The organism is Campylobacterota bacterium, assembly GCA_040752835.1.
GTDB lineage: Bacteria > Campylobacterota > Campylobacteria > Campylobacterales > Sulfurimonadaceae > Sulfuricurvum.
This window is the reverse complement of sequence record JBFMGG010000007.1, coordinates 569321-583462: the sequence shown is the minus strand read 5'-3', so window position 1 is coordinate 583462 and position 14142 is coordinate 569321. Positions and strand designations below refer to the sequence as shown.

Here is a 14142-nt window from a genome sequence, read left to right as displayed (position 1 = left end):
GTACTATTATGGTAAAAGGTAAACGTGTCGGAATCGTAGGAGCGGGTAACGTCGGTTCCACCATCGCGTATTCGCTCGCTATGCTCGGCTCATGCCACGAGATCATCTTGCGTGACAACAAAATCGAAATCGCGAAAGGAAAGGCGCTGGATATGTCTCAGGCTGCCGCTGCGGTCCGCAGCCACTCGGTCGTCAGTGTTGCCGAGTCGATGGCCGATCTGACCGACTGCGACGTTGTGGTTATCACGGCGGGAAGTCCCCGTCTTCCAGGGATGAGCCGCGACGATCTGCTGATGATCAACGCCAAGGTGACCCGCGAAGTGATCGAAGGGGTGGCCAAATATTCTCCGAATGCAATCGTTATCATGGTTTCGAATCCGCTGGATGCGATGACCTACGTCGCCCTCAAAGACAGCGGTTTCGACCGCAACCGTGTCATCGGCATGGCGGGGGTGCTCGACAGTGCCCGCATGGCGGCGTTTATTCAGGAAAAACTCGGATACGGCGGCGGACAGATCCGCGCGTCGGTCATGGGCGGACACGGGGACGATATGGTACCGCTTCCCCGTTATTCGACGGTAGCGGGAGTTCCCCTCTCAGACGTTCTCAGTAAAGAGGAGATCGACGAGATCGTTCAGCGCACACGCAAAGGTGGAGCTGAAATCGTTGCCCTGCTGCAAACGGGATCGGCGTACTACGCACCGGCAAAAGCGACCGCGATCATGGTCGAAGCGATTCTCAAAGATACCAAACAGATCCACCCGTGCGCGGTTTATCTCGAAGGTGAATACGGCTATCACGACGTTGTCAGCGGCGTTCCCGTCATGCTGGGAGCGAACGGAGCGGAAAAGATTATCGAAGTGACCCTCAACGACGCGGAAAAAGAGATGTTTGCCCGTTCGTGCGCATCGGTTCAGTCGCTGATCGATACGCTTAATGCCAATAAATTTTTTGAAGGAGCCAAATAATGAGTTTTCGCATCGAAAAAGATACGATGGGTGAAGTTCGCGTCCCGAACGACACCTACTGGGGAGCGCAGACACAGCGTTCACTCGAAAACTTCCAGATCGGCGAAGAGAAAATGCCCTACGAAATTACCCGGGCTTTTTCGTTTCTGAAAAAAGCGGTTGCCCTGGTCAACTGCGATCTGGGGATGCTTTCCAAAGAAAAAGCCGATGCGATCGCTCAGGCCGCCGATGAAATGCTCGCCGGAAAACTCGATGCCCATTATCCACTTGTGGTATGGCAAACAGGATCGGGTACCCAGTCAAACATGAACAACAACGAAGTTCTGGCCAATCGCGCGACCGAAATTCTCGGCGGCGATTACCGTACCCAGAAGCTGGTTCATCCCAATGACGACGTCAACAAGTCGCAGAGTTCGAACGATACCTATCCGACCGCATTGCACGTCGCGGCGGTCATCGCGGTCGAAACGCGCCTGCTTCCGGCGATTGACCATTTGCGCAAAACGCTGATCGCCAAATCCGAAGCGTTCAGCGACATTGTCAAGATCGGGCGCACCCATCTTCAGGATGCCACTCCGCTGACCCTCGGGCAGGAGATCAGCGGATGGGTCGAAATGCTCAACAAATGCGAAAAAATGGCCAAAGACTCACTGGAAGCGGTTCGTGAACTGGCCCTCGGCGGTACGGCGGTCGGAACAGGTCTCAACGCCCATCCCGAACTGGGTGAACGGGTTGCCGCAAAACTGAGCGAACTGACGGGTCATAAATTTGTCACCGCTCCGAACAAATTCCACGCCCTGACGTCGCACGACGCTCTTGTATTCGCTCACGGCGCCCTTAAGGCGTTGGCGGCAGACATGATGAAAATCGCCAACGACGTCCGTTGGCTCTCATCCGGTCCGCGTTGCGGCATCGGCGAGATCACGATTCCCGAAAACGAGCCGGGTTCATCGATCATGCCGGGTAAAGTCAATCCGACTCAGTCCGAAGCGGTGACAATGGTCGCCTGCCAGGTGATGGGGAATGACGCGTGTATCGGTTTCGCCGCAAGCCAGGGGAATTTCGAACTGAACGTTTTCAAACCGGTCATCGCGTACAACTTTTTGCAGTCGGTACGCCTTTTGGCCGATTCGATCGTATCGTTCAACGACAACTGCGCGGTCGGTATCGAGCCGGTCCGTGAGCAGATCGATGCGTATCTGAACAACTCGTTGATGCTGGTGACCGCGCTCAATCCGTACATCGGGTATGAAAATGCGGCAAAAATCGCCAAAACAGCCCACAAAGAAAATTCCACGCTCAAAGAGACGGCGGTTAAACTCGGCCTTCTCACGGCGGAAGAGTTTGACAAATACGTCGTCCCCGAAGAGATGACAAAACCCATAGCGTAAATCTAAACAGGAGGAATTGGATGAATATTCACGAATATCAGGCAAAAGAACTATTCAAAAAATACAATGTGCCCACACCGCGCGGACACATCGCTTTCACACCCGACGAAGCGGTCAAGGCCGCTCAGGAACTGGGTGGAAATATCTGGGTCGTCAAAGCGCAGATCCATGCAGGCGGACGCGGCCTCGGCGGCGGTGTCAAACTGGCCAAGTCGACTTCCGAAGTACGTGATCTGGCCAGCCAGATCCTCGGGATGACTCTGGTTACCCATCAGACGGGTCCGGAAGGGAAGCTGGTTCAGAAAGTCTACATCGAAGAGGGTGCGGACATCAAAAAAGAGTACTACCTCGGTATGGTACTCGACCGCGCGTCGGAAATGCCGATCATGATGGCGTCCACCGAGGGCGGTATGGAGATCGAAGAGGTTGCTCACAAATCTCCCGAAAAAATCATCAAAGTTGCGATCGATCCGCTGACAGGCTTCCAGAGCTTCCACGGGCGTAAACTGGCGTTCGGCCTCGGTCTTCCGGTCGAAGAGATCAATACGTTCATCAAATTCGCATCGGCTCTGTACAAAGTGTACATGGACCACGATGCGGAGATGATCGAAATCAACCCGTTGATCAAAACGGGCGACGGGCGTTTCCTTGCGCTGGACGCGAAAATGGGCTTTGACAACAATGCGTTGTATCGCCAGTCTCAAGTCAACGAAATGCGTGACCTGAGCGAAGAAGAGCCAACCGAGATTGAAGCGGGCAAATACGGCCTCAGCTACATCAAACTCGACGGCGACGTAGGGTGCATGGTTAACGGTGCCGGTCTTGCGATGGGTACGATGGATACCATCAACTACGAGGGCGGCAAACCGGCCAACTTCCTCGACGTGGGCGGCGGAGCTTCTGCGGAAACGGTGGCCAAAGGGTTCGAGATTATCCTCAAAGACCCGAACGTCAAAGCGATTTTCGTCAACATCTTCGGGGGAATCGTCCGTTGTGACCGTGTCGCCAACGGTATCCTCGAAGCGACCAAGCTGACCAAAGTCGACGTACCGGTCATCGTCCGTCTGGACGGAACCAACGCCGAAGAGGCAGCCGATATTCTCAACAACGCCGGAATCTCGAACATCGTCGCGGCAACCGACCTCGCCGACGGTGCACGTAAAGCCGTAGCAGCAGCGAAAGGAGCTTAATTTATGTCAATTTTGGTCAACAAAGATACAAAAGTAATCGTACAGGGTTTCACCGGTAAGGAAGGGAGCTTTCACGCCGAGCAGTGCATGGCCTACGGAACCAAAATCGTCGGTGGGGTCACTCCGGGAAAAGGGGGGCAGCAGCATCTCGGACAACCGGTATTCAACACCGTTGACGAAGCGGTCCGCTCTACGGGCGCGACGGTTTCGATGATCTTCGTTCCGCCGGCTTTCGTTGCCGATGCGGTCATGGAAGCCGCCGATGCGGGCATCGAACTGGCCGTCATCATTACCGAAGGGGCACCCGTTAAAGACATGATGTACGCCAAAGCGTATGCCGTCAAGAAAAACATGATGACCATCGGGCCGAACTGCCCCGGTATCATCACCGCCGATGAATGCAAAATCGGGATTATGCCCGGTTTCATTTTCAAAAAAGGGAACGTCGGGCTGATCTCCAAATCAGGAACATTGACGTATGAATCGGCCAACCAGGTCGTCAAAGAAGGTTTCGGTATCACGACGGCAGTCGGTATCGGCGGAGACCCGATCATCGGTCTTAGCTACAAACAGCTTCTTCCGATGTTCGAAGCGGATCCTGAAACAAAAGCGATCGTGATGATCGGTGAGATCGGAGGAGACTTGGAGATCCAGGCCGCCGAGTTCATCAAGCACAACATCACTAAACCGGTTGTTGCGTTCATCGCGGGTCAAACGGCTCCGAAGGGCAAACGTATGGGGCACGCCGGGGCGATCATCTCCGGAAGTGCCGGTACGGCTCAGGAAAAAATGGCAGCCCTCGAAGCGGCCGGCGTCAAAGTCGTCGTTTCTCCGGCCGACATCGGTAAAGCCGTTGCGGAAGTAATGGGAAAGTAACGATGCGCCAGATCTTCGAAGTGGCCAACATTCGTTGCGGCGGCTGCGCCAATACGATTACGAAAGCACTCGAAGAAGCTGGATTTACCGGGGTCGAAATCGACCTCTCGTGCGAGCCTCGCAAAGTAACAGCCGACATCGCTGACGAGGCGCAATCAGCACATTTTAAGGCGATCTTAAGAAGCCTCGGTTATCCTCTGTCCCATGAGACAAGAGGATTTACGGAAGATACGATTCTCAAAGCCAAAAGCTTTGTGTCGTGTGCCGTCGGTAAGATAAATTAGTTTAACTCAATCAAGGAGAAGGAATGTCAATAATTAAAGCGCCAGAAAACACTCCGGTGTGGGTCGATGAAGCACGATGTAAAGCGTGTGATATCTGTGTATCGGTTTGTCCGGCAGGGGTTTTGGCAATGAGACTCGAACCTACGTCGACATTGGGAGCAATGATTGAGATCGTAGCGGCGGATGCCTGTATCGGGTGTAACGACTGCGAATTGAATTGCCCTGACTTTGCTATCTTTGTAGCGGACAAATCCGAGTACAAGTTTGCAAAACTTTCGGATCAGGCAAAAGAGAGAGCTGAAGCTATCAAGAAAAACAAATACATGAAGCTTAGCGCTTAAAGGGGGAAACATATGGAATTGAGAGAAGTAATTTCAACCGGAAACGATTTGGCGGCTGAAGCGGCGGTAGATGCAGGATGTATGTTTTTCGGAGGATATCCGATTACGCCCTCTTCAGAAGTAATGCACACCATCTCTGATCTGCTTCCGGCAGTCGGCGGTGTCGCGATTCAAATGGAAGACGAAATTGCCGGTGTAGCATGTGCGGTCGGTGCCGGTATGGCGGGTGTCCGTACCATGACGGCAACCTCAGGTCCCGGTATCTCATTGAAAGCGGAAAACCTCGGTCTTGCCCAAATGGCGGAAGTTCCGTTGGTCGTTGTCAACGTTATGCGCGGAGGCCCTTCAACCGGTCTTCCGACTCGTGTATCACAAGGGGACGTGCGTCAGGCCAAAAACCCTTCACACGGTGACTATCGCTCGATCACACTTTGCGCAGGTAACTTGGCGGAGTGTTATACCGAAACGGTTCGTGCGTTCAACTTGGCAGACCGTTTTATGCAGCCGGTATTCGTTCTCTTGGACGAAACGATCGGTCACATGCACGGTAAAGCGATGATCCCGACACCTGAAGAGGTTAAAAAAGGGATTGTTCCGCGTAAAGTATTTACGGGTGCACCTGAAGATTATCGCCCATACGGCGTAGGCCCGGATGAGCCTGCGGTACTTAACCCGATGTTCCAGGGGTACCGCTACCACTTTACGGGATTGCATCATGATGCGAAAGGGTTCCCGACCGAAGAGATCGAAACCTGCCGTAAATTGATTCAACGTCTCGAAGACAAAGTTATGAATCACACCGATGAACTTGAGTACAACGAAGAGTTTATGTGTGACGATCTCGAAGAAAACGACGTTTTGATCATTGCGTACGGTTCGGTTTCACTGGCTGCAAAAGAGGCGATCCGTCACCTCAGAGCCGATGGTATCAAAGCGGGATTGTTCCGCCCGATTACCTTGTGGCCAAGCCCGGCAAAACGGATCAAACATTTCACCGACAAAGTGAAAAACGTATTGTGTGTTGAACTCAACATCCGCCAGTACACCGAAGAAGTAGAGCGTGTTTCAAGCCGTCTTGATATCCACGGTTTGTATAAAGTTAACGGACGGGCAATTTCTCCGTACGAGATCGTTAATAAAGTGAAGGAGATCATCTAATGGCTTTCAATTACGACCAATATTTACGTTTGGAAAAAATGCCGACACTTTGGTGTTGGGGATGTGGTGACGGTGTTATCCTCAAAGCCGTCATTCGTGCGATCGAAACCTGCGGTTGGAAACAAGACGACGTCTGTGTCGTTTCAGGGATCGGATGTTCGGGACGTTTTTCATCGTACGTTGATTTCAATACCGTTCACACGACGCACGGTCGTACCGTAGCGTTTGCAACGGGGATCAAATTGATGCACCCTGACAAACACGTTATCTGTGTTGCCGGGGACGGTGATGCCTTGGCGATCGGTGGTAACCACACGATTCACGGATGCCGCCGTAACATCGACATCAAATTCATCATGATCAACAACTTCATTTACGGGTTGACCAACTCGCAAACCTCTCCGACGACGCCTCAGGGTATGTGGACGGTGAGCCAGAAATCGGGGAACATCGATCCTACGTTCAACGCATGTGATCTTGCGATCGCTGCGGGTGCTTCATTCGTAGCGCGTGAGACAATGCTTGATCCGAAAAAATTGGAAAAAGTGTTGGTAAAAGGGTTCCAGCACCGCGGCTTCGCATTCTTTGACGTTATGTCAAACTGCCACATCAACCTCGGGCGTAAAAACAAAATGCAAAGCGCGATGGAGAACCTTGAGTGGATCGACAGCATCACGACTCCGTTGAAAAAATGGGAAGCGCTTTCGGATGAAGAAAAACTGAACAAATTCCCGACGGGTATTTTGAAACACGACGAAAACGCTCGCGAATACTGCGATATGTACGAAGATGTCAAAGCGTACCACCAAGGTAAACGTAAAGCGATTACCCAAGACGATTTCGCGAAGAAAATTTAAGGAGAAAGACACATGGCTAGAACATTAATGAGATTTACCGGTGTCGGCGGACAGGGTGTTCTTCTTGCGGGAGAAATTTTCGCTGCGGCTAAAATCAAAGAGGGGGGACACGGTCTTAAAACCGCTACCTATACTTCGCAAGTGCGCGGCGGCCCGACCGTCGTTGACATCACGCTCGACGACGAAGAGATCTTCTACCCGTACGCCAACGACGGCGAGATCGATTTCATGCTCTCCGTTGCCCAGGCGAGCTACAACCTGTTCAAAAACGGGGTAACTCCCGGCGGAACGATCGTTATCGAGCCGAATCTGGTCCACCCGACCGAGGAAGACCGTAAAAAATGGAACATCGTTGAGATCCCCATCATTACGATCGCCAAAGATGAAATCGGTAACGTAATCACCCAGTCGGTTGTCGCACTGGCAATCGCCAATACCTATATGAAAGCGTTGGACGACGAGCTTCTGCGCGGCGTCATGCTCTCGAAAGTACCGGCAAAAGTACACGATGTCAACAACAAAGCGTACGACCTCGGTAAAAAATACGCTCTTGAGGCAATGGCTAAAAAAGCGTCGTAATATTTCCGCTTCGGCGGAAATCCCCACTTTCTCTTAAAAAAATCAATCTATCCTACAATATCTAAGTGCGATTAATCAACGATTTGCTACTCTACGATAACTATGAACAGGAGATATACATGTCGAAATACGATGTATTATTTGAAGACGAAGACGATATTTTCGGCGGTTCTCCGCAATCCAAATATTGGGATATTGCCACACAGGTGAGCGAAGATTTGTACCGCTATGATTTTGACGAAATCATGACCAAAATAGCCGTGATGGAAAAGATGCTGATGCAGCAGCATGGAGAAGAGGAGCTCGATCGGATCGTAGAGTCCTACGCGATTATGAACCAGTCCGAAATTGAAAATCATAAAAAAAGTCTCTACATGGAATATGCGGGGCGTCTGATTTACAAACTTTCCGACTGATTCCGCCCCGTTTTTTGCCGGCCCGGCATCTGAGTGCCGGCCGTTTTCTCTCCTTTCCACATCCGTTTCACGCTCTTTTTTCTATGACGTCATCTTAGCGGTTCCGAACACTTTTTAGTTTTTTTAGTTTGAATAAAGTTATAATCAAATAGAATATAACAAAATAACGGTTTCGAATAATCTCCTATCTGTTTTCAAAGGATAAAGATGCGCGAGTTTCCCCACATGAGTTCGGTTGTCGATGCTTTGCGGTACGATACCGGACTTGTGGATTTTTTCGAGGAACAGCGCGAATATATCCTTCAGAAATGGCTGGAATACCCCGCTTTGGGAAACATCGTCGAGACGCTGGGATATACTATCGAGGAATACCGTACTAAAATCGCGACGGGGGTCATGAACAATTTCCTCAAAGTCCTCAACGGGGACCGTCAGCCGGGGGACTGTCCCGTCATGCGTTCGATCATTAACGAATTTTACGAGATGGGCCTCACCGTCGAAGACGTTTTTATGAGTTGCACGGCGCTTAAAAATGTGCTGGTGCAATATCTCGAAGAGTGCGGCGTCTTTGAGATGAAAAAGCACGCCCACAACGTGATGATGGTCCTCGACCATAACCTTTACGGGGTATTGTCGATCTACAGCGAGATGAAATGCGCCAGCGAAGCCGAACTCGATTTCCGAAACCGGATCATCCAGGAAAACGTCCTCTATTCGCGGACGGGGACCGACGGCGTTATACTGGAGGCCACCGAGGCGTTCTGCAAGCTCAGCGGCTACGAAAAAGAGGAACTGGTCGGCAAGACGCACGCGATGCTTCGTCATCCCGAATCGGACCCCGATATCTACCGCGAACTGTGGGAGACGATCACCGCCGGGGAGATCTGGAACGGCAGTCTCGCCAATGTCCGGAAAAACGGCAGCACCTTCATCACCAAAACACGGATTGTTCCGGTATACGACGAAGAGGGGACGATCACGGAGTACATGGCCTTTCGCAACGACATTACCGCCGACGAGTTGGCCAAAGTCGATCCGCTGACGGGGCTCTACAACCGCCGGGAACTTGATACCATTTTCCGCAACCTCCATTTCAACGCGGTCGCCAAAACCGAAGCGCTCTCGGTGATTCTCGCCGACATCGACCATTTCAAATCGATCAACGATACCTACGGCCATTACGAAGGGGATGACGTCATCGTCCGTTTCGCGGGGATTTTGCGTACGTGTACGCGTACCAGCGACGTGTGCGCGCGGTGGGGAGGGGAAGAATTCATCATCCTCCTGCCGGGTACGGAACTCTCGACCGCCCGCGAGGTGGCCGAGCGGATACGCCAGGCGGTGCAGAACTGTCTGCAGGTGCGGGATCGGAAAATCACCTGTTCGTTCGGGATCGCCCAGATGCAAAAAGGGGAAGGGACGAAAGAGCTGTTCAAGCGGGCCGACGGATACCTCTACCGTGCCAAGGAAAACGGGCGTAATCAGAGCGTGAGTGAATGATCTTAGGCGCGGCTAATCCTAATTAGCCTATAATACGCGCAGGTACAACAGGCGATAGCTTGGACACGTGTCCAAGAGGTAAAGTCCGGGCTGCCGTAGGACACGGTTCCATCTAACGGATGGCCACGGTAACGTGAGGGACAGTGCAACAGAGAGCAGACCGCCCTGCAAGGGGTAAGGGTGAAACGGCGGGGTAAGAGCCCACCAGTCTCTTGGGCAACCAGGAGAGCTATGTAAACCCAACCGCGCAGCAAGAAACAGATGGTTAGCGTCCTACATCGCTATTGTTTCGCTAGAGGCCCTGAGCGATCAGGGCAGTAGATTAATTATCGCTTCATCCAGAACCCGGCTTACGTTGTGCCTACCTCCTTTAATGCTCACTTTCAAAGCCTACTGTGACCGTATCGCGCCATAGATTTTTTACGTCATAATATCCGCATCTTTATACGACGGATACTCCCATGAACCTCGAACATATCCAAAATCTCCTTAGCCGTTTTTCCGCCGAGCGCGACTGGGAAAAACACCATAGCCCAAAAAACCTCGTGATGGCTCTGACGGGCGAGGTGGGGGAACTCAGCGAAATCTTCCAGTGGCTGAGCGAAGAGGAGTCGCAGGACCTCCCCTCGGAAGTGAGAGAGCATACCCGCGAGGAGATTGCCGATATTGCCGTTTACCTGATACGGCTGTGCATGAAGCTCGAAATCGATCTGGAAGCGGCAATCGTGGATAAAATGGCCAAGAACGAAGCCAAATACCCCATCGACAGGGTCAAGGGGATGGATAAAAAGCGGCTTTTTCTCACCAAAGCTGGGCGATAAGCCCGATCAGCGGATAAAATCGATGCAGAGGACGTAGGGGACGCTGGCGATCTCTATTTTCGCCGCGTAGGTGCAGCAAAGGTTCCCGGTCGCCAGCGAGACGTAATTCGCGGTGAGGTGGTAGCCGTTTTTCGAATCGAGGGCGCGGATGAAATACTCTTTGCGGGAGTGGTCGCTGCCGTGTTCGGCGGGTTCGAAAAACGATCGGGTTTTTCCCCGCAGCAGGGTGGGGCCGACCTGTCTGGCCGAGGCGTTGATGAGGTAGAGGGCCTCGATGTTCGACATCCCCGAGAGGGCAGGGAGGAGCGCTTCGTGCCATCCTTCCGGCGTTTCGGGACCGCAGAACGTTTGGCAAAAGCGCGTGCACAGCGATCGGGCCTGTTCGCCCAGAGACTCGGTGTGGGCGTCGCGGTCGTTTTGGAGACGGTCGCAGCGGGTTTTGATCGCGTCGATTTTGAGCGGAAAATTCTCGCAGACGGGATCGGGCGTGGGGCGTGCGGTCCAGAATCCCTGTATCAGCGTCGCTCCGGCGTATTTCGCGTAGGCGGCTTCTTCAGGCGTCTCGACCCCTTCGGCCAGCGCGATCGCCCCGATATTGGTACTCATGCGGCAGATGGCGTGGACGATTTCGCGGTGGATATGGTCGGCGTCGATTCCCGCGATCAGCGAACGGTCGATTTTGATGATGTCGGGACGGACCACCGCAAGGCGGTCGAAACTCGAACGGCCCACGCCGAAGTCATCGAGCGCGATGTTGAACCCGAGATTGCGGTAGTGGGCACAAAACGCTTCGAGTTTGGCGGTATCGCGGATTTCGTCCTCTTTGATCTCCAAAACGATGTTGCTAAAGGGGATTCCGTGGCGTTTGAGCAAACCGTCGAAAAGGTACGATCCCGGTTCGTACGAGTCGATCAGCTTGGATTCGAAATTGACGAACAGGAGCAGGCGCTTGTTGCGTTCCCAAAGGGGATGAAACGATTCGATGGCAAGATGCCGGGCGAGACGGTCGAGCTCCATCCCCAGCCCCTCGGCATCTGCCCGGTCGAAAAGGAGAGCAGGGGAAATCGCCGTCCCGTCGGGCGACACGCCGCGAAGGAGTGCCTCGACCCCGAAAAAAGTGCGTCCGCGCACCGAGAGGATAGGCTGAAAGTGGATGATGAAACGACGTTCGTCAATCATCTGTCGTACGGTATCCATCCCTCTCCTTGTGCAATAGTGTAAGCAGGGATGAGATGATACACCGTTCGCCGATGCGAAGTGGTGAAAAAATGATTAAAAAAAAGGCAGTGCGTTCGTCTTTATGATGCTTCTTTGAGCATCGTATCCATCAGTACGAAGAGCTCGCGCGAGGATTCTTCCATTTTTGCGAACCGCTCGATGATTTCGGTTTTGTGGTCGCCGATCGTGTCGACGTCGGTGAGGAATTCGATAATCCGCAGGGCATTGGTATGGACCTCTTTGTGCGGCTGGTCGAGTCGTCCGAAGGAGGGGAAGTGTCCGAACTTGGAGCGTCCCGTATCCCCTTCGTACCATTTTCCGAACCGGCAGCTGTGGTGGTCGAAGAACGTTCCTGCGGCCTTACGGGTATACACCGAGTCGTAGGTGCGCCCTTTGAAGAGGATGTGGTCGATTTTGGCGAGGGTGACGAACGACGTGAGCTCGATGTTTCCGACCAGATCGGCGGTTGTGCGGGCGTTTTCGTTAAAACGGAGGATCGTTTCGGAAAAGGTCTGCATCATCGCATTCGACTGGATCGCGATGTCGTTCATTGAAGCCGAGCTGGTTTCCAGGTCGTGGGTGTCTTGCTGGAGGGTCTGGATCGCGATCGAAATTTCTCCCGTCGCTTTCTGGGTCCTCTCTGCCAGTTTGCGCACCTCATCGGCGACGACGGCGAATCCCCGTCCGTGTTCGCCGGCACGCGCCGCTTCGATGGCGGCATTGAGAGCAAGGAGGTTGGTCTGGTCGGCGATGTCTTTGATCAGGTTGACGACCGAGTTGATGTCGTTGGCCCGCGTTCCCAGGGCGATGATCGCGTCGTTGGAACGCTGGACGAGGTCGGTGAGGGTGCACAAATCGGATGAGACGTTTTCGACTTCGCCGACCGTTTGGGTGGAGAGTTCGGCGGTCCCCAGCGAGAGTTTGGCGATCTCCGAGAGGCGTTCGATGGTGGTGGCCAGGTCTTGCTGGATGACGTCAAGCCCTCCGGTCGAACGGCTGATTTCGGCGAGTCTGGCATCGAGGTCGAAGAGTTTGAGCGCTTCGTGGCTGTCGCGCATCTTGATCACGTTTTGATTGATGCTCTCGGCCGAACGGCGCAGCGAACCTTTGAGCCCCGAACTCTGGACGGTGCGGTAGTAGCGGTCGCGGCTGATGGCATCGATGACGGCATCGGTGTCGCGCAGGTAGACTTCGAGCTGGTCGATCATGTTGTTGGTGTTCCAACACAGCGTACGGAGCTCGCCGTGGTCGTCGATGTTGGTGATGCGGGTCTCCATGTGTCCTTGTTCGATCTCTTTCATCACATCGGCGACGGTATGGATCGTGGACTGAACCTTACGGATGTTGACGAATATTGCCCAGGCGATGGCAAAATTGAGAAGATTAAGAACCCGTATCCAGTCGAATCCCATCGTAACGATCTCAAAGACGAGCGCGACGGAGAAAACGGCGATCGAGATGATGTTGAGATACTGGAGTTTAGAGAGAGGACAAATTCGTCATATGAGACCTTGTGTTGTTGTAGTGTCGATTTCAGCAGCACTTCGCCGGCCGATACGCCTCCCTTGCGCTCGGCTTCGAGGAGGCTTCGGTAGAGCGGTCTGATCATGGCGATTGCCTGCGCGGAGGGTTTGCGCCGTACCGAATGGTAGCCGATGATGGCGCCGTTTTCATCCAGGCTGGCGGTAACGTGGGCCATGACCCAGTAGTAGTCGCCGTTTTTGGTACGGTTGACGACGTAGGCGAATACCTCCTCTTTTTTCCGGATCGTTTCCCACAGGTACTTATATACGGTAGCGGGCATATCGGGATGACGCAGAATGTTGTGGGGCTTGCCCAGAAGTTCCTGTTCGGTGTATCCCGACATCCTGATGAAAAGCTCGTTGCCGTAGACGATTTTTCCTGACGTGTCTGTTTTGGAGACGATGAATTCATGCTCGCCGAACGTAAGTTCCTGTCCTGCCATGGCTGCTCCTGATTGTGGATGCGCAATTATCCGCAAATACTGTTGCAATTGCGTGGCAAACGGCAGGGCAAAGCGCTCATCGCTAGCGCGTCAGGCACGGATTTTGGTATAATGGGAAATTAACTATATGTGCCGAGGATACGATATGGAATGCCAATTTCCCACCGTCAATGCAACCAATGACGAAATCAAAGCGATTTTAGAGGGCGTAAAAACGATCGCGGTTCTGGGACTCTCTCCCGATCCGACCAAAGACAGTTACCGCGTCGCCGAGTATCTGAAAAACGCCGGATACACGATCATCCCCGTTTATCCGAAAGAAGAGACCATTCTGGGAGAAAAGGTATACCGTTCGCTCGCCGAGATCCCCTGTGCGGTCGATATGGTCAATATCTTCCGAAAACCCGACGCCCTCGACGCGGTTGCCGACGAGTGCATCAAACGCGGTGACGTCAAAGTGTTCTGGGCCCAAAAAGGGATCGTGAACAACGATGCCGCGCAAAAAGCGCGCAATGCGGGGATGAAAGTGGTGCAAAACCACTGCTCGATGGTCGAGCACCGCATGATCCAAGCCTAA

16 protein-coding genes, 1 other RNA gene and 1 pseudogene are annotated in these 14142 nt (G+C 53.1%); 14 read left to right on the top strand and 4 right to left on the bottom strand.

Annotated features, from left to right (window positions below; genetic code table 11):
* Positions 1 to 8 precede the first annotated feature (8 nt).
* The 13 genes from mdh (at position 9) to AB1763_08975 (ending at position 10381) form a co-directional block, all read left to right on the top strand.
* On the top strand, positions 9 to 968 hold the full coding sequence (gene mdh, locus AB1763_09035; GenBank protein ID MEW5832967.1) for a malate dehydrogenase: 960 nt from the start codon (positions 9 to 11) through the stop codon (positions 966 to 968).
* Positions 968 to 2359: a class II fumarate hydratase gene (fumC, locus tag AB1763_09030; protein ID MEW5832966.1), complete on the top strand. Its 1392-nt coding sequence runs from the start codon at positions 968 to 970 to the stop codon at positions 2357 to 2359. The genes mdh and fumC overlap by 1 nt, the downstream gene beginning before the upstream one ends.
* A 20-nt stretch (positions 2360 to 2379) precedes the next feature.
* Entirely contained in the window at positions 2380 to 3549 is a 1170-nt protein-coding gene (gene sucC / locus AB1763_09025; protein MEW5832965.1) for an ADP-forming succinate--CoA ligase subunit beta, read from the top strand.
* A 3-nt stretch (positions 3550 to 3552) separates the two neighbouring features.
* On the top strand, positions 3553 to 4425 hold the full coding sequence (gene sucD / locus AB1763_09020) for a succinate--CoA ligase subunit alpha (GenBank protein MEW5832964.1): 873 nt from the start codon (positions 3553 to 3555) through the stop codon (positions 4423 to 4425).
* Positions 4426 to 4427: 2 nt separating this feature from the next.
* Entirely contained in the window at positions 4428 to 4709 is a 282-nt protein-coding gene (locus tag AB1763_09015; protein MEW5832963.1) for a heavy-metal-associated domain-containing protein, read from the top strand.
* 23 nt (positions 4710 to 4732) lie between these two features.
* Positions 4733 to 5050, top strand: coding sequence for a 4Fe-4S binding protein (locus AB1763_09010; protein MEW5832962.1), 318 nt, complete (start codon positions 4733 to 4735; stop codon positions 5048 to 5050).
* 12 nt (positions 5051 to 5062) lie between these two features.
* Positions 5063 to 6208: a 2-oxoglutarate synthase subunit alpha gene (locus tag AB1763_09005; protein ID MEW5832961.1), complete on the top strand. Its 1146-nt coding sequence runs from the start codon at positions 5063 to 5065 to the stop codon at positions 6206 to 6208.
* On the top strand, positions 6208 to 7065 hold the full coding sequence (locus AB1763_09000) for a 2-oxoglutarate ferredoxin oxidoreductase subunit beta (protein ID MEW5832960.1): 858 nt from the start codon (positions 6208 to 6210) through the stop codon (positions 7063 to 7065). Before AB1763_09005 ends, AB1763_09000 begins: the two co-directional genes overlap by 1 nt.
* Positions 7066 to 7077: 12 nt before the next feature.
* The gene (locus AB1763_08995; protein MEW5832959.1) at positions 7078 to 7644 is read left to right on the top strand and encodes a 2-oxoacid:acceptor oxidoreductase family protein; all 567 of its coding nucleotides are present in this window, start codon (positions 7078 to 7080) and stop codon (positions 7642 to 7644) included.
* A gap of 119 nt (positions 7645 to 7763) precedes the next feature.
* Entirely contained in the window at positions 7764 to 8060 is a 297-nt protein-coding gene (locus AB1763_08990) for a DUF2018 family protein (protein ID MEW5832958.1), read from the top strand.
* A gap of 207 nt (positions 8061 to 8267) precedes the next feature.
* Positions 8268 to 9560, top strand: a complete 1293-nt coding sequence (locus tag AB1763_08985; GenBank protein ID MEW5832957.1) for a diguanylate cyclase — start codon at positions 8268 to 8270, stop codon at positions 9558 to 9560.
* 39 nt (positions 9561 to 9599) lie between these two features.
* An RNA gene (gene rnpB, locus AB1763_08980) (RNase P RNA component class A) lies at positions 9600 to 9928 on the top strand.
* Positions 9929 to 10021: 93 nt separating this feature from the next.
* The gene (locus AB1763_08975) at positions 10022 to 10381 is read left to right on the top strand and encodes a nucleotide pyrophosphohydrolase (protein ID MEW5832956.1); all 360 of its coding nucleotides are present in this window, start codon (positions 10022 to 10024) and stop codon (positions 10379 to 10381) included.
* Between the two features lie 6 nt (positions 10382 to 10387).
* Here AB1763_08975 and AB1763_08970 read toward each other — a convergent pair whose 3' ends face one another.
* The 4 genes and pseudogenes from AB1763_08970 to AB1763_08955 form a co-directional block, all read right to left on the bottom strand.
* A complete protein-coding gene (locus AB1763_08970; GenBank protein MEW5832955.1) occupies positions 10388 to 11578 on the bottom strand; it encodes an EAL domain-containing protein in 1191 nt (396 codons plus the stop codon).
* Between the two features lie 101 nt (positions 11579 to 11679).
* Complete coding sequence (locus AB1763_08965) at positions 11680 to 12003, bottom strand: CZB domain-containing protein (protein MEW5832954.1); 324 nt, start codon at positions 12001 to 12003, stop codon at positions 11680 to 11682.
* 39 nt (positions 12004 to 12042) lie between these two features.
* Positions 12043 to 12657 (bottom strand): annotated as a pseudogene (locus AB1763_08960) (methyl-accepting chemotaxis protein).
* 242 nt (positions 12658 to 12899) lie between these two features.
* Entirely contained in the window at positions 12900 to 13565 is a 666-nt protein-coding gene (locus tag AB1763_08955) for a PAS domain-containing protein (protein ID MEW5832953.1), read from the bottom strand.
* A 145-nt stretch (positions 13566 to 13710) separates the two neighbouring features.
* Between AB1763_08955 and AB1763_08950 the strand changes: the two genes are divergently transcribed.
* Positions 13711 to 14142: a CoA-binding protein gene (locus AB1763_08950; GenBank protein MEW5832952.1), complete on the top strand. Its 432-nt coding sequence runs from the start codon at positions 13711 to 13713 to the stop codon at positions 14140 to 14142.

What these genes read in the sequence shown, in the direction of transcription:
- AB1763_09015 (MEW5832963.1), top strand. Translation starts at nt 4,428, where the DNA reads ATGCGCCAGATCTTCGAAGTGGCCAACATTCGTTGCGGCGGCTGCGCC.
- AB1763_08950 (MEW5832952.1), top strand. Translation starts at nt 13,711, where the DNA reads ATGGAATGCCAATTTCCCACCGTCAATGCAACCAATGACGAAATCAAA.
- AB1763_08975 (MEW5832956.1), top strand. Translation starts at nt 10,022, where the DNA reads ATGAACCTCGAACATATCCAAAATCTCCTTAGCCGTTTTTCCGCCGAG.
- AB1763_08970 (MEW5832955.1), bottom strand. Translation starts at nt 11,578, where the DNA reads ATGGATACCGTACGACAGATGATTGACGAACGTCGTTTCATCATCCAC.
- AB1763_08990 (MEW5832958.1), top strand. Translation starts at nt 7,764, where the DNA reads ATGTCGAAATACGATGTATTATTTGAAGACGAAGACGATATTTTCGGC.
- AB1763_09005 (MEW5832961.1), top strand. Translation starts at nt 5,063, where the DNA reads ATGGAATTGAGAGAAGTAATTTCAACCGGAAACGATTTGGCGGCTGAA.
- AB1763_08995 (MEW5832959.1), top strand. Translation starts at nt 7,078, where the DNA reads ATGGCTAGAACATTAATGAGATTTACCGGTGTCGGCGGACAGGGTGTT.
- AB1763_09010 (MEW5832962.1), top strand. Translation starts at nt 4,733, where the DNA reads ATGTCAATAATTAAAGCGCCAGAAAACACTCCGGTGTGGGTCGATGAA.
- sucD (MEW5832964.1), top strand. Translation starts at nt 3,553, where the DNA reads ATGTCAATTTTGGTCAACAAAGATACAAAAGTAATCGTACAGGGTTTC.
- mdh (MEW5832967.1), top strand. Translation starts at nt 9, where the DNA reads ATGGTAAAAGGTAAACGTGTCGGAATCGTAGGAGCGGGTAACGTCGGT.
- AB1763_08985 (MEW5832957.1), top strand. Translation starts at nt 8,268, where the DNA reads ATGCGCGAGTTTCCCCACATGAGTTCGGTTGTCGATGCTTTGCGGTAC.
- fumC (MEW5832966.1), top strand. Translation starts at nt 968, where the DNA reads ATGAGTTTTCGCATCGAAAAAGATACGATGGGTGAAGTTCGCGTCCCG.
- AB1763_08955 (MEW5832953.1), bottom strand. Translation starts at nt 13,565, where the DNA reads ATGGCAGGACAGGAACTTACGTTCGGCGAGCATGAATTCATCGTCTCC.
- AB1763_09000 (MEW5832960.1), top strand. Translation starts at nt 6,208, where the DNA reads ATGGCTTTCAATTACGACCAATATTTACGTTTGGAAAAAATGCCGACA.
- sucC (MEW5832965.1), top strand. Translation starts at nt 2,380, where the DNA reads ATGAATATTCACGAATATCAGGCAAAAGAACTATTCAAAAAATACAAT.